This is a genomic window from Curtobacterium sp. AB7 (assembly GCF_044909335.1).
Taxonomy (GTDB): Bacteria; Actinomycetota; Actinomycetes; order Actinomycetales; family Microbacteriaceae; genus Curtobacterium.
The window spans coordinates 43,323-58,059 of record NZ_JBIYED010000004.1 but is presented as its reverse complement, the minus strand read 5'-3'; the positions used below and the strand labels follow the sequence as shown (position 1 = coordinate 58,059).

At 70.3% G+C, this 14,737-nt stretch carries 13 protein-coding genes; 4 read left to right on the top strand and 9 right to left on the bottom strand.

The window, feature by feature from the left end; all coding sequences use genetic code 11:
• The first annotated feature begins 85 nt into the window (after positions 1–85).
• Complete coding sequence (locus ABH929_RS10545) at positions 86–1,225, top strand: glutamate--cysteine ligase (RefSeq protein ID WP_185021391.1); 1,140 nt, start codon at positions 86–88, stop codon at positions 1,223–1,225.
• Between the two features lie 181 nt (positions 1,226–1,406).
• Here the strand turns inward: ABH929_RS10545 and ffh are convergent, their stop codons facing one another.
• The gene (ffh, locus tag ABH929_RS10540; protein WP_111086061.1) at positions 1,407–2,960 is read right to left on the bottom strand and encodes a signal recognition particle protein; all 1,554 of its coding nucleotides are present in this window, start codon (positions 2,958–2,960) and stop codon (positions 1,407–1,409) included.
• A 43-nt stretch (positions 2,961–3,003) separates the two neighbouring features.
• Entirely contained in the window at positions 3,004–3,675 is a 672-nt protein-coding gene (locus tag ABH929_RS10535) for a hypothetical protein (RefSeq protein WP_404561170.1), read from the bottom strand.
• An 89-nt stretch (positions 3,676–3,764) separates the two neighbouring features.
• Between ABH929_RS10535 and lipB the strand changes: the two genes are divergently transcribed.
• Positions 3,765–4,532, top strand: a complete 768-nt coding sequence (gene lipB / locus ABH929_RS10530; protein ID WP_263091506.1) for a lipoyl(octanoyl) transferase LipB — start codon at positions 3,765–3,767, stop codon at positions 4,530–4,532.
• On the top strand, positions 4,529–5,512 hold the full coding sequence (lipA, locus tag ABH929_RS10525; RefSeq protein WP_263091505.1) for a lipoyl synthase: 984 nt from the start codon (positions 4,529–4,531) through the stop codon (positions 5,510–5,512). Before lipB ends, lipA begins: the two co-directional genes overlap by 4 nt.
• 189 nt (positions 5,513–5,701) lie before the next feature.
• Here the strand turns inward: lipA and ABH929_RS10520 are convergent, their stop codons facing one another.
• Entirely contained in the window at positions 5,702–5,860 is a 159-nt protein-coding gene (locus ABH929_RS10520) for a DUF4175 domain-containing protein (RefSeq protein WP_139199230.1), read from the bottom strand.
• A 59-nt stretch (positions 5,861–5,919) separates the two neighbouring features.
• Positions 5,920–6,789 carry a signal recognition particle-docking protein FtsY gene (gene ftsY, locus ABH929_RS10515; protein WP_111086057.1) on the bottom strand — a complete coding sequence of 290 codons (870 nt, stop codon included), beginning with the start codon at positions 6,787–6,789 and terminating at the stop codon, positions 5,920–5,922.
• A 233-nt stretch (positions 6,790–7,022) separates the two neighbouring features.
• Between ftsY and ABH929_RS10510 the strand changes: the two genes are divergently transcribed.
• Positions 7,023–8,051 (top strand): TerC family protein, encoded by a 1,029-nt coding sequence (locus ABH929_RS10510; RefSeq protein ID WP_123312276.1) that lies wholly within the window; start codon positions 7,023–7,025, stop codon positions 8,049–8,051.
• 201 nt (positions 8,052–8,252) lie between these two features.
• Here the strand turns inward: ABH929_RS10510 and ABH929_RS10505 are convergent, their stop codons facing one another.
• From ABH929_RS10505 to ABH929_RS10485, 5 genes are read right to left on the bottom strand one after another with little or no spacing between them, the layout of a single operon-like run.
• Positions 8,253–12,080, bottom strand: coding sequence for an AAA family ATPase (locus tag ABH929_RS10505; RefSeq protein ID WP_404561167.1), 3,828 nt, complete (start codon positions 12,078–12,080; stop codon positions 8,253–8,255).
• 54 nt (positions 12,081–12,134) lie between these two features.
• On the bottom strand, positions 12,135–13,106 hold the full coding sequence (gene mutM, locus ABH929_RS10500) for a bifunctional DNA-formamidopyrimidine glycosylase/DNA-(apurinic or apyrimidinic site) lyase (protein WP_404561166.1): 972 nt from the start codon (positions 13,104–13,106) through the stop codon (positions 12,135–12,137).
• Between the two features lie 4 nt (positions 13,107–13,110).
• On the bottom strand, positions 13,111–13,836 hold the full coding sequence (gene rnc / locus ABH929_RS10495) for a ribonuclease III (RefSeq protein ID WP_228506018.1): 726 nt from the start codon (positions 13,834–13,836) through the stop codon (positions 13,111–13,113).
• A gap of 13 nt (positions 13,837–13,849) precedes the next feature.
• Entirely contained in the window at positions 13,850–14,053 is a 204-nt protein-coding gene (gene rpmF, locus ABH929_RS10490; protein WP_017888273.1) for a 50S ribosomal protein L32, read from the bottom strand.
• Positions 14,054–14,108: 55 nt separating this feature from the next.
• Positions 14,109–14,690 (bottom strand): YceD family protein, encoded by a 582-nt coding sequence (locus ABH929_RS10485; RefSeq protein ID WP_404561353.1) that lies wholly within the window; start codon positions 14,688–14,690, stop codon positions 14,109–14,111.
• Positions 14,691–14,737 lie beyond the last annotated feature (47 nt).

Here is a 14,737-nt window from a genome sequence, read left to right as displayed (position 1 = left end):
ACGCCCGGTGTGGAACTACTGTGAATCGGATCCGCACGACCAGAACCCGCCGTCGTTGTGCGTGTCCGACAACCTTCCGGGCAGGATGTACAGCATGGACATCCGCTTCACCGAGTCCCCTCCGTCGACCATCGGCGTCGAGTGGGAACTGCCGCTGGTCGATCTGTCGACCGGCGACCTCACGCCCCGTGCCCCTGCCGTCATCGCGGCCGTGCACGAACGGATCGGCGACCGCGAGCGGGTGACCGAGGAACTCCTGACGAACACCGTCGAGGTCGTCTCCAGCGTGCACTCCCGGGTCGGCGACGCCACGAGCGAGCTGTCGGGCATCATCGGCGAGGTCATCGACGCCGCCGAGCCGCTCGACGCCCAGGTCATGTGCTCCGGCACGCATCCGTTCGCCGTCTGGGACCAGCAGGAGATCACCCCGGACAGTGAGCACTACACGACCCTGATCGACCGGACGCGCTGGTGGGGCCGTCAGATGCTCATCTGGGGTGTGCACGTGCACGTCGGCATCGACGACCGCGACAAGGCCCTGCCGATCCTCGGCGCGATGCTCGCGTACGTCCCGCACCTGCAGGCCTTCACCGCGTCGAGCCCGTTCTGGGCCGGCATCGACACCGGCTACGCCTCGAACCGCGCGCTGATGTTCCAGCAGCTCCCCACCGGTGGCCTGCCGCCCGCCCTCGGGGCCTGGGCGAACTTCGAAGAGGTGGTGAGCGACCTCACGCACACCGGCGTCATCGACAGCGTGAAGGACCTGCGCTGGGACATCCGCCCGTCGCCGAAGTGGGGCACGCTCGAGAACCGGGTGTCGGACGGCATCTCGACCCTGCACGAGGTCGGTGCCGTCACCGCGCTCGTGCAGTGCCTGGTCACCACGATGTCCGACCGGCTCGACGCCGGCGAGACCCTGCCGACGATGCAGCCGTGGTTCATCCGCGAGAACAAGTGGCGCGCCGCCCGCTACGGCATGGAGGCCGAGATCATCACGAATGCCGCCGGCGACGAGCGGCTCGTGACCGACGAGGTGCACGACCTGGTGCAGCGGCTCGACCCGGTGGCCGAGCGGCTCGGCTGCCAGCAGGAGTTGCACCACCTCGACACGATGATCGCGAACGGGGCGTCGTACCAGCGGCAGCTGCGGGTCGCGCAGGAGCACGGCGGTGACCTGCGTGAGGTCGTCCGCCACCTGGTCACGGAGTTCCGCGAGTCGCTGTGACCCCGGGCCGCTCCGCGTAACTGGTCGGATCGGGCGTACCGGGTCGTTACTTCCGACCAGGTACGCCCGATGCCGCCTGCCATCGCGCCCGTTCTGGGAAGGAACGTCGCGAGGTGCGCGCAGACGGACGGGAGGCCCGGTGCCAGCTGGCACCGGGCCTCCCGTCCGTCAGCGGTCGCGACTAGCGCCCCAGGAACTTCTGCAGGCTCGCGAGCTCTTCCTCGGTCGGCGCCTTGCCGCCCTTGGCGGCACCGCCGAGGCCGAGGCCGGAGCCCTTCGGCGCCTGCTGCGGAGCGGCAGCGGTACCGGCGGCGATCGCCGCACGCTTGGCCGGGTTGCCGACCTTCGACTTCTTCTTGCCGCCCTGCTGCTGCTTCTTGCCGCCGTGCATGCCCGGGATCGGACCCATGCCCGGCATCTGCGGCACGCCACCACGGGCGACGGTCTTCATCATCTTCGCGGCCTGCTCGAACCGGTTCACGAGGGCGTTGACCTCGGTGACCGTGGAGCCGGCACCCTTGGCGATGCGGAGTCGACGCGAGCCGTTGAGGAGCTTCGGGAGTTCGCGCTCCTTCGGCGTCATCGACTGGATGATCGCCTCGGTGCGGACGATCTCGCGCTCGTCGAAGTTGTCCAGCGCCTCGCGCATGCCCTTGGCGCCCGGGAGCATGCCGAGCATGCCCTTGATCGAGCCGGCCTTGCGGAGCTGCTGCATCTGCTGCAGGAAGTCGTTCAGCGTGAACGAGTCGGACGCGATCTTCTCGGCGACCGCGCGGGCTTCGTCCTCGTCGAAGGCCGACTGGGCCTGCTCGATGAGCGACATGATGTCGCCGAGGTCGAGGATGCGGCTCGCCATGCGGTCCGGGTGGAACGGCTCGAAGTCGTCGAGGCCCTCACCCGTGGAGGCGAACATGATCGGGCGACCGGTGACGCTGGCGACCGACAGGGCCGCACCACCGCGGGCGTCGCCGTCGAGCTTCGACAGCACGACACCGGTGAAGTCGACGCCTTCCTGGAACGCGCGGGCCGTGACGACGGCGTCCTGACCGATCATCGCGTCGATGACGAACAGGACCTCGTCGGGGTCGACGGCCTTGCGGATGTTCGCGGCCTGCTTCATCAGCTCGGCATCGACACCGAGACGACCGGCGGTGTCCACGATGACGGTGTCGTACTGCTGGTCGACCGCGGCCTTGATGGCGTTCTTGGCGACCTTGACCGGGTCACCGACGCCGTTGCCGGGCTCCGGCGCGAAGACGTGGACGCCGGCCTGCTCGCCGACGACCTGCAGCTGCTGCACAGCGTTCGGACGCTGGAGGTCCGCCGCGACGAGCATCGGGGTGTGGCCGTCCTTCTTGAGCCACTTGCCGAGCTTGCCGGCGAGGGTGGTCTTACCGGCACCCTGCAGACCAGCGAGCATGATGACCGTCGGCGGCTTCTTCGCGAACTCGAGGCGACGCTGCTGCCCGCCCAGGATGCCGACGAGTTCCTCGTTGACGATCTGGACGACCTGCTGCGCCGGGTTCAGCGCGCGGTTGACCTCGTCGGAGAGGGCACGCTCGCGCACGGAAGCGGTGAACGCCTTGACGACCTCGAGCGCGACGTCGGCGTCGAGGAGCGCCCGCCGGATCTCGCGGACGGTGCCGTCGACGTCGGACGGAGTCAGCCGACCCTTGCTCCGCAGATTGCGGAAGGTCTCGGTCAGCCGATCGGAGAGTGAACCGAATTGCGCCATGATCCGTCGATTCTACAAGGCTCGGAGCGCGGGTCCTGGTCGGTCAGCGCAGCAGCACGCCGGGCGTGAGCTCGACCGGGGTGTCCAGCCCGACGTCGAGGACCACCGGCGCGGTCGACGGCAGGCGGTCACCGGTCGGGAACCAGCGCCGTTCCGACGACACCAGGATGACGAGACCGTCGACGTCGCCGACCGCGGCGAAGCCCTCGCCTGCCGGGTTGGCGTAGGGCTCGAGTCCGGCGCGGCGCAGTGTCCCGACGGCACCGAGAACGTCGGGCACCGCGATGCCGACCTCGCTGACGGAGACGAGCGGCAGCGGCCCGGTGGACACACCGGCACGGGTCGCACCTGCCCCAGCGGCGAGATCCCGCCGTTCGATGAGCTCGAGCAGCTGCTGGTCCGGTCCCTCGAAGTACACCGATCGCGAGTTCCAGTTCGGCGGGCCCTCGAACTCGTCACGCCCGTCGGCGTCGACCAGCACCGTCGCGATCCCGGCGATCCACTCGGCAGCCACGTCGAACGTGCCCGCCGGGATCGTGATCGCGAGGTGCAGCGCACCGGTCATCGACGGCAGTTCCCGGAACAGGAGGCGCGTGGACCCCACAGCGACCTCGACGACTCCGTCGGCGCGGTCGACCGGGCAGCCGAGCTGTTCCCAGAACCGGGCGGTGTCGTCGAGCGAGCGGGTGGCGAGCTGTGCCTGGCGGATGTCCATGTTCGCCATCCGAAGCCCTCAACCACGGTTCAGGTCAAGGTCGCCCCCGTTGTTGTACTCCGTCCAGAAACCGTCGTAGGCTCGCTCGCATGCCGGAACTCGAGATCGTGCGGCCTGCCGGGCTGCTCGACTACGCCGAGGGACTCGCGCTGCAGCGGGACCTCCACGCCGACGTCGTCGCCGGCCGCTCCCCCGGGGCCCTCGTGCTGTGCGAGCACCCGTCCGTGTACACCGCCGGCCGGCGCACCGAGCCGTCCGACCTGCCGACGAACGGCGCCCCGGTCGTCGACGTCAACCGGGGCGGACGCATCACCTGGCACGGCCCGGGGCAGCTCGTCGCCTACCCGATCGTCCGACTGGCCGTTCCGATCGACGTCGTGGCATGGGTGCGCGACCTCGAGCAGGTCATCATCGACGCGGCGGCGACCGTCGGGGTCGACGCACGGCGCATCGACGGCCGGAGCGGCGCGTGGACGTCGTCGCCGACGACCGGGGCCGTCCCGACGACCGGCGCGCCACCCGCCAAGGTCGGCGCCATCGGGCTGCACGTCGCCGACGGCGTGACGACCCACGGCATCGCGATCAACTGCGACAACGCGCTCGACGCCTACGCCGCGATCGTGCCGTGCGGCATCGCCGACGCCGGGGTGACGACGCTGAGCGCCGCCGCCGGGCACCCCGTCACGGTGGCCGACCTCGCCGACGTCGTGGTCGACCGCATCCGTGCCGCCGAGCACGGCATGCGCAGCGGCGACCGGATCAGCCGCGCGGCACGCAGCGCCGCGAGCATCAGCACCGCAGCCACCAGCACCGCAGCCACCAGCACTGCGCCCGCTCGACAGGAGACCCTCGTATGACCCTCGCCCCCGAAGGCCGCCGGATGCTCCGCGTCGAGGCCCGCAACGCCGAGACCCCGATCGAGACGAAGCCCGGGTGGATCAAGACCCGTGCCACCCAGGGCCCGGAGTTCCGCGAGCTGTCCGCCCTGGTCAAGGACAAGCAGCTGCACACCGTTTGTCAGGAGGCCGGCTGCCCGAACATCTTCGAGTGCTGGGAGGACCGCGAGGCCACCTTCCTGATCGGCGGCTCGCAGTGCACCCGCCGGTGCGACTTCTGCCAGATCGACACCGGCAAGCCCGAGCCGCTCGACCGCGACGAGCCCCGCCGGGTCGCCGACTCGGTCGTGTCGATGGGCCTGAAGTACGCCACCGTGACCGGAGTCGCCCGCGACGACCTGGCCGACGGCGGGTCCTGGCTCTACGCCGAGACCATCCGCCAGATCCACGAGCACTCCCCCGGCACCGGCGTCGAGATCCTGGTACCGGACTTCAACGGCCGCCCGGATCAGCTCGGCCAGGTGTTCGACGCCCGACCCGAGGTCTTCGCCCACAACGTCGAGACCGTGCCGCGGATCTTCAAGCGGATCCGACCGGCGTTCACGTTCGAGCGCTCCCTCGACGTCATCACGCAGGGTCGCGAAGCGGGACTCGTCACGAAGTCGAACCTGATCCTCGGCATGGGCGAGGAGCGCATCGAGATCGAGGACGCGCTGCAACGACTGTTCGACGCCGGCACGGACATCATCACGTTGACGCAGTACCTCCGCCCGTCGCCGCGGCACCTGCCGGTGGCGCGCTGGGTCAAGCCGGAAGAGTTCGTCGCGCTGCGCGAGGTCGCCGAGGAGATGGGCTTCGCCGGGGTGCTCGCCGGCCCGCTCGTCCGGTCGTCGTACCGCGCCGGACGCCTGTGGGCGCGCGCCACGGTCGCGCGCGGCGGCTCGGTTCCCGAGCACCTGTCGCACCTGCTCGACGCGGCGCCGGGTCGCCAGGCGGTCTGAGTCTCGCGCGGTGCTGCGCGAGTTTCGCGCTCAGCGACACTTCTCGCGCTCCGGAGCGCGAGAAGTGTCGCCCAGGCCGAGACTCGGCGCGCGCGGCCCGAGACTCGGGCACGGACAGACGGGAGGCACGGTGCCAGCTGGCACCGTGCCTCCCGTTCGTCCATCCGCCCGTTCAGGGCGACGCGAGCGCTATGCGCGACCGCGGATGCTCCTGAGGAGCCAACCGATGACGGCCAGGATGATGAGGACGATCCCGACCCACAGCAGGAACTTCAGCGCACCGACGAAGATGCCGCTGAAGAGCAGGACGAGGCCGACGATGATCGCGATGATCAGGAGAGCGGGCATTGAGGGGCTCCTTCCGGTGTACCTGGACGATCCCTGTACTGCGGAGACAGTACCCGGAATCAGCCGACGAGGTTCTGCACGAACACGTGCGGGGTGAAACCGGTCAGGTCGTTGATGCCCTCACCCTGGCCGATCAACTTGATCGGGATGCCCGTCTTCTCCTGCACGCTGAGCACGAACCCCGCCTTCGCGGAGCCGTCGAGCTTGGTGATGACGAGGCCGGTGACCCCGGCACCCTCGATGAACGCCTGCGCCTGGGCCAGGCCGTTCTGCCCGGTCGTGGCGTCGAGGACGAGCAGCACCTCGCTGATCTCGGTCTGCTTCTCGACGACGCGCTTGATCTTCGTCAGCTCGTCCATCAGGCCGGCCTTGGTGTGCAGGCGGCCGGCGGTGTCGATGACGACGATCTCGGTGTTGTCGCGGATCGCCTTCTCGACGGTCTGGTACGCCACCGAGGCCGGGTCCTGCCCGGGCTGCGACGGCCGGACGACGTCGACGCCGGCGCGCTCGGCCCAGGTCGCGACCTGCTCGACCGCGGCAGCACGGAAGGTGTCGGCCGCACCGACGAGGACCGTGCGGTCGTAGGTCTTCAGGAACTTGGCGAACTTGCCGATCGTCGTGGTCTTGCCGACACCGTTCACCCCGACGACGAGCACGACGGCGGGCCGCGCGCTGAGCTTGAGCGTGGTGTCGAGCTTCGACAGCCGTTCCTCGAGCACCTCCCGCAGCATGCGCTGCAGGTCGGCCGGGTCGGTCGTGCCGTACCGGTCGACGCGCGCGTGCAGGTCCTCGATGATCGCCTCGGAGATGTCCGGACCGAAGTCGGCGCCGATCAGCGCGGTCTCGAGGTCCTCCCACGTGGTCTCGTCGATCGTCTTGCGCTGGAAGAGGCCGCGCAGCCGTGAGGACAGTGACCAGGAACTCGCCATGCTCCCAGCTTAGAGCGCGGCGCATGTCCGCTGTGCCCGGTATGCTCGGTCTCACGAAGGGGAGTATTCCCTCTCGGTGACCCCGTCAGTACGGCCCGGAACGATCCGGTCCCGGGGCGCCGGTCGTGCAGCACCGGATCCGGTGCGACACGGCGGAAGAGACCTTCAGGCCTCGGCGTACCCACGTGTCGTCCCACGACACGCACTCGTACGTCGCCTACCTGAAGGAAACCGTGGACGTCCCACTCTTCGTCTGGCTCCTCACCATCGCAGGCATCCTCGCCCTGCTGGTGTTCGACTTCTACTCGCACGTGCGTACCCCGCACGTGCCACACATCCGCGAATCCGCGTTCTGGTCCGTGTTCTACATCGGACTCGCGATCCTGTTCGGCTTCGGCATCCTGGTCTTCGGCGGCGGACAGGCCGGCGGTGAGTACTTCGCCGGGTGGCTCACCGAGAAGGCGTTGTCGGTCGACAACCTGTTCGTCTTCCTCATCATCATGACGAGCTTCGCCGTGCCGAAGGAGTTCCAGCAGAAGGTCCTGCTGGTCGGCGTCGCGATCGCACTCGTCGCCCGAGGCATCTTCATCGCCCTCGGCGTCACGATCATCGAGAACTTCTCGTGGGTGTTCTACCTGTTCGGTGCGCTGCTGTTCTGGCTCGCGTGGTCGCAGGCCCGCAGTGGCAACGACCACGGTGGCGACGAGGGCGACTCCCGCCTGATCCGCATCCTGAAGCGCATCATCCCGACGTCGGACCACTACGACGGCGACCGCCTGACCACCAAGGTCGACGGCAAGCGCCTGTTCACCCCGATGCTGCTCGTCATGGTGGCGATCGGTCTGACCGACGTGCTGTTCGCACTCGACTCGATCCCCGCGATCTTCGGGCTCACCCAGGACGCCTTCATCGTGTTCACCGCGAACGCGTTCTCGCTGCTCGGCCTGCGGCAGCTGTACTTCCTGATCGCCGGGCTGCTCGAGCGTCTGATCTACCTCGGTCAGGGCCTCGCGGTCATCCTCGGCTTCATCGGTGTGAAGCTCGTCTTCCACGCCATGCACGTCAACGAACTGCCGTTCATCAACGGCGGCGAGCACATCGAGTGGGCGCCCGAGATCCCGATCTGGTTCTCGCTGGGCTTCATCATGCTGACCATCGCGGTCGCGACGACCGCCTCGCTCGTCGTCTCGAAGAAGCGTCAGGAGCGCGGGCTCACCCCGACGGGCGAGCCGAAGGAGTCGGTCGCGGCCGACGCGGAGTAGTCGCGACGCCCTGGACGGGCGGCAACGCGGACGGGAGGCACGGTGCCAGCTGGCACCGTGCCTCCCGTCTGTCCGTCCCCGAGTCTCGGGACGCGCGCGCCGAGTCTCGGGCTGGGCGAGAGTTCACGCGCTCCGGAGCGCGTGAACTGTCGCTCAGCGCGAGTCTCAGCCAGCCAGCCAACCGGCCGGCCAGCCAGACGGCTACGCGACCGCGTCGGCGGGCTCGCGCCGCTGCACCCGTTGCCCGACGACGGCGGACACGCCGTCCTGCCGCATCGACACCCCGTACAGGGCGTCGGCGATCTCCATCGTCCGCTTCTGGTGGGTGATGACGATGAGCTGCGAGGACTCGCGGAGCCGCTCGAACACCGTCAGCAGGCGACCGAGGTTGGCGTCGTCGAGGGCGGCCTCGACCTCGTCCATGATGTAGAACGGCGACGGTCTGGCGGTGAAGATCGCGACGAGCAGCGCCACTGCGGCCAGGGACCGCTCGCCACCGGACAGCAGCGTCAGGCGGTCGATCTTCTTGCCGGCGGGCTTCACCTGCACGTCGATCCCGGTGCCGAGCAGGTCGGTGGGATCGGTGAGGGTGATCGAGCCGGAGCCGCCCGGGAACAGGATCGGGAAGATGACGTCGAAGGCGTCCTTGGTGTCGTTGAACGCGGACTCGAAGATCGTCTGCATCTTCGTGTCGAGCTCGTCGATGATCGTCATCAGGTCGGTGCGGGTCTTCTGCAGGTCCTCGAGCTGCTCGGCGAGGAACGCGTGCCGCTGCTCCAGGGCCTGGAACTCCTCGAGCGCGAGCGGGTTCACCTTGCCGAGCCGCCCGAGGTCGCGTTCGGCGGCCTGCAGGCGGCGCTCCTGCTCGGCGCGGACGTACGGCACGGTCTCGACGTCGTCGGGGTCGACCTCGTCGGTGACGTCGAACTCGGGCAGGGCGGGGCCGCCGGGCAACGTCGAATCGGCGTCGACGAGCGCCACCGTGTCGTCGCCGGCGCTGGTGTCGAGGTCCGCCGTGCCGTCGTCGGGGACGATGTCGGTGTCGGTCTCCGCCTCGTCGACCGGCGCCGTGGCACCGTCCGCCGGCCCGTCGAGCCCCGCCGCGGCAGCCGCCGCGCGCTCGGCGTCGCGGTGCTTCCGTGCGAGCACCCGCGGGTCCACCAGCACGTCGACCGGCACCGGCACGGTCGGCCTGTACTCGGTGACGAGCACGGCCTCGGTCAGCCCGAGGTCGCTCAGCGCCCGGTCGAGCACGCCCGACACGTGCAGCTTCTTCTCGTAGATCTCCATCTCGAGTGAGTGCACGCCGTCGGTGATCGTCTGCAGCCGGTCGCGGAGCTCGCGCTCCTCGTTCCGGATCGCCTGCAGTTCGGTGTTCCGCTTCGACCGTTCGGACTCCTCGGTCGCGAGCTGCACGCGTGCCTCGGCCAGCGACCGGTCGACGGCGCCCAGCACACCCGGCAGGTCGGCGAGGACGGCTTCGGCGGTCTCGATCTGCCCGCGGCGGATCACCGCACGACGCGCTGCTTCCTCCGCCGCCGCGCGCTCCGCCTCGAGCTGGCGTTCGAGCTGGTCGGCACGGTGCCGCTCGGCGCGGACGCGCTCGCGCACGGTCTGCACCTGGATGCGCTGCTCGACCTCGGCGGCGCGTGCGGCCTCGAGTGCGTCCTGCAGGCCCGGACGCTCGGAGGCGTCGACGACGGGACGCTCCTGCTCGGCGAACGCGTGGAGCGCCGTCTCGGCCTCCGTCAGGGCGGCCTCGACGACCTCGACGGCGCCGTCGGTCTCGGCGAGGGCAGCGCGCAGGCGCTCCACCTCGGCCGCCGCGTTCTCGGCCTTCGCCCGCGACGAGGCGCTGGCCCGGTCGTACTCGGCCGTCGCCTTGGCGTGGGCGCGGGACGCAGCGTCGGCCTCGTCCGCGCGGCGGCGTGCGTCCTCGACGGCGGTGCGTGCTGCCTGGAGGCCCGTGGCTGCGTCCTCGGCGTCCGCCCTGATGGCGTCGCGTCGCGTCACGGCGTCGTCGCGCTCCGCGACGAGCTCGATCCGCGAGGTCACGCGCTCCCCGCCGCCGGTCACGCGGACGGCGCGCACGAGGTCGCCGGCACGGGTGACGACCGTCGCCTGGGGGGCGGCGGCGAGCACGGCCTCCAGGTCGAGCGTGTCCGGGTGTCCGTCCTCGTGCTCGTACTCGTCCTCGTCCTCGCGCGCTGGGACGTCCGCGATCAGGGTGTTCCGCAGGATCGCGGCGATCGCCGGCGGGCCCTGCACCAGGTCGAGTGCACGGCGGACGCCGGCCGGCAGCGTGTCCGGCAGGTCCGTGGGGACGACCTCGGCGTCTGCGACGACGACGTCGATGCGACCGATGTCCGCGGAGCGGGCGTGGTCGACGGCGTCGAGCGCGACCGACCGGTCGTCGGCGAGGACGGCGTCGGCGAGCCCGTCGAGCGCGACGGCGACGGCGCCCTCGAACCCGGGCGTCACCGTGAGCGCGTCGGCCAGGCGCCCGACGATGCCCGCGTGTCCGGCGTCGATGAGCGCCTGCGAACCGTCGCGGACGTCGATCGACATGCCGAGCGCCGCGACCCGCGCGTCGAGGGCATCTCGCTCGCGCTCGAGGGCGTGCAGCCGGTCGCGCTGCTCGTCGCGGGAGGCCTGAGCAGTCTCCAACTGCGCACGAGCCGCCTGGAGCGTGGTGGCGAGGGCATCGTCGTCGACGCCCTCGGACGGATCGGTGCCGAGTTCGGCGAGAGCCGCCGTCGCACGCTCGGCGCGCTCGCCCGCCTCGGCGAGGGCGCGCTCGCGACGTTCACGGTCCGCGACCGTGGACCCGCGCTTCGACCGGGCCACGTCGACGGCGTTCGCGAGCCGTTGCGCCTCGAGGTCGTGCTGCGAGACCCGGGCGGCCTGCGCGGCGATGCGTTCGTCGAGGGCGTCGAGCGCGTCACGGGCGGCCTGCACCGCACGGGCGGTCTCGGCGGAACCGCCCTGCATCTCGTCGGCGCGGGCGGCGAGACGATCGGCCTCGGCACGCACACCCGCCACCCGCTCCGGGGTGATCGAGGGGCCCTGCTGCGGGGCGTCGGCCTGCTGCGCCAGGAACATCAGCCGCTGGTTCGCCAGGCTGGACAGCCCGCGCAGGCGCTCCTGCACGCTCTCCAGACGGTGCACCACGGTCCGGGCGCGGTCGACGTCGTCCCCGACCATGCTCTGCTCGACGTGCTGCTGGCGGACCCGGGTCTGGTCGAGTCGTTCGGTCAGGACGATGCGCTCGGACTTGCGACCAGCCTCGACCTCTTGGTGGTCGTGCAGTTCCCGGCGCAGTCGGACGACGTCGTCGGCGAGGATGCGGGCCTTGGCGTCCCGCGCGACGGCGGCGACGGACTGGGCCTTGCGGGCGACCTCGGCCTGGCGTCCGAGCGGCTTCAGCTGGCGCCGGATCTCGCCCGCGAGGTCGGACAGGCGGGTCAGGTTCGTCTGCATCGCGTCGAGCTTGCGGAGGGTCTTCTCCTTGCGGCGACGGTGCTTCAGGATGCCGGCGGCTTCCTCGATGAAGCCGCGGCGGTCCTCCGGGGTGGCGTGCAGGACCTTGTCGAGCTGCCCCTGCCCGACGATGACGTGCATCTCGCGGCCGAGCCCGGTGTCGCTCAGGAGCTCCTGCACGTCGAGCAGTCGACAGTTCTCGCCGTTGATGGCGTACTCGCTGCCGCCGTTGCGGAACAGCGTGCGCGCGATCGTCACCTCGGAGTAGTCGATCGGCAGCAGCCCGTCGGTGTTGTCGATCGTCAGCAGCACCTGGGCACGGCCGAGCGGCCCGCGGGTCGAGGTGCCCGCGAAGATGACGTCCTCCATCTTGCCGCCGCGGAGGGTCTTCGCCCCCTGCTCACCCATCACCCAGGCCAGGGCGTCGACGACGTTGGACTTGCCCGACCCGTTCGGGCCGACGATGCAGGTGACCCCCGGCTCGAACGCGAACGTCGTCGGCTGCGCGAAGGACTTGAACCCCTTGATGGTCAGGCTCTTCAAGTACATGCGGTCTCCGGGTGTGCTCGCTCGTGCGGCGCTGTGGTGCTGCTGGGCGTCAGGCTAACGCGTGCGAGCGCGGGGACGCGGTTGGCACACGGGGCAGATGTGGCTCGACCGGTTCATGAAGGCCTCGCGCACGATCGTCGTGCCGCAGCGGGGGCAGGGCTTCCCCTGCTGCCCGTAGACGTTCAGCCGCTGCGAGAAGTACCCCGACTGCCCGTTGACGTTGACGTACTGGGCGTCGAAGCTCGTCCCGCCGTCCTCGAGCGCCCGCCGGAGGACGCTGCGCACCTCGTGCAGCAGGCGTGCGAGGTCGGCACGGGTCAGCCGTTCGGCCGGTCGGTCGTAGTGCAGCCTCGCAGCCCAGAGGGACTCGTCGGCGTAGATGTTGCCGATGCCGCTCACGACGCCCTGGTCGAGCAGGATCCGCTTGATGCCGCTCGAACGCTTCCGGGCGATGGCGGTGAAGCGGTCGTCGTCGAACGCGGGGTCGAGCGGGTCTCGGGCGATGTGCGACACCTGCTGCGGCACGCTCCGGCGCCACACGGCACCGGGGTCCGATGCGTCGACGTGCCCGGCGAACCCCGCGGGGGCGCCGTCCACCGTCGGCACCATCGCGTCGATCGCCATCGAGCCGAAGGTGCGCTGGTCGACGAACTCGAGCTCGACCGCGGGTTCGGTGGTGCCGTCGCGGGCGGTGCCGACGGGTTGCACGTCGATGCGGATGCGGCGGTGCTTCGCCGCCGGTCGACCGCGGCCGAGCAGGATCTGGCCGCTCATGCCGAGGTGGGCGACGAGCGCTTCGGGCCGGTCGCCCTCGTGCTCCGGCTCCAACGGCATCCAGAGGAACTTGCCCCGACGGACTGCTGCGGCGATGGTGCGACCGGTCAGGCGGTCGGCGAAGTCCTCGGCCGGTCCGTCGTGCCGGGTGAGCGCTCGGTCGTCCACGACGTCGACGTGCAGCACCCGAGCGCCGCTGACCGCGGGTTCGAGGCCGGCGCGGACGACCTCGACCTCGGGGAGTTCGGGCACGCGGTCAGGCCGCTCGGCCGGACAGCCGGGTCCAGGCGTCGAGCGCCGCGGACATCTCGGCGGCCTTCTTACTCGAGCCGGTGCCGACCGCGATGTCCTCGCCCTGCAGGACGACGGTCGCGCTGAAGGTCTTGTCGTGGTCCGGGCCGGTCTCGGTGACGCGGTAGGCCGGGTTGCCGAGCGAGAGGCTCGCCGCGAGCTCCTGCAGGCTCGTCTTCGGGTCCATCGCGGCGCCGAACCGGTCGGGGTCGATCATCAGCGGCTCGACCAGGCGGAGCACGAGGTCGGTCGCCGGGTCGGGGCCCGCGGACAGGTAGGTGGCGCCGATGACGGCCTCGACGGTGTCAGCGAGGATCGACGACTTGTCGCGGCCGCCGGTCTGTTCCTCGCCCTTGCCGAGGCGCAGGTACTGGCCGAGCCCGATCATCCGGGCGATCTCGGCCAAGGCGACCGTCGACACCAGGCTGGCTCGACGCTTCGCGAGGTCACCCTCGTCGAGGTCGGGGAAGGACCGGTAGAGCTTCACGGTCACGGCCTGGCCGAGGATCGAGTCGCCGAGGAACTCGAGGCGCTCGTTGTGCTTGATGCCCCCGTGCTCGTAGGCGTAGGAGCGGTGCGTCAGGGCGAGCTGGAGCAGCTCGAGGTCGATGTCGACCCCGAGCTGGCCCTGCAGACGAACGACGTCCGGCCCAACGGGGCGGGACCCCGTTGCGCCGGACGTCGTCGTCATGCGTTCGGTCCGATCAGACGTCGGCGACCTTGCGGCCCTTGTACTCCATGTACAGGGGGGTGCCGGCCGAGTCCTCGACGACCTTCGCGCGGTGCGGGAGGCTGTAGGTGACCTGACCGTTCTCGATCGTCTTGACGAGCTGGATCGGCGTGGCCTTCCACTGCGAACGACGGGCGTGCGTGTTCGCACGGGACTGCTTGCGCTTGGGAACGGCCATGGTGAATCTCTTTCGGTTGGTCGGTGGTCGGTACGGGGGCTGGCGGTGTCGGGGCCTACTCGGCCTCGGCCCGCTCCTCGCCCTCGGTGGTCTTCGTGTCGGTGGTGTCGCCGTGGGCGGCACACTCGGCTGCTTCGAGCTGGATGCCGGTGAGGGCTGCCCAGCGCGGGTCCAGGGTCTCGTGAACGGGCTGCTCATCGAGGTCGGCCAGTCGCTCGCCCGTCACCGGGTCGAGGCCTGGGCAGTCCGGTCGGCAGACCGGCTGGAACGGCAGCGCCAGCACCACCGCATCTCGAACGACCTGTTCGCAGTCCACGTGGTCATCGCGAACGAAGAAGTCGAAATCCTCCGAGGCATCATACGCGAACAGCTCGGCGAAATCGACCTCGACGGGTTCGCTGATGTCGATGAGGCAGCGCGAGCACTCCCCCGTCGCGTCGGCCGAGGCGTGACCGGACACGAGGACACCCTCGTGCAGGCCCTCGAGCCGCAGGTCGATGCGCAGCGGAGCACCTTCGCGCACCGCGATCACACCGGCTCCCAGCGCGTCCGGCACCACGATGTCGAGCGAGTGCTCGCGCATCTCGCCCGGACGGTGCGCCAGGTCGCGCACGCGCAGGGCGTAGGGGCTGTTCACGTGGGAAGACACGATCGTCAACTCTAGCGTGAACGCAGCCGAGAGTC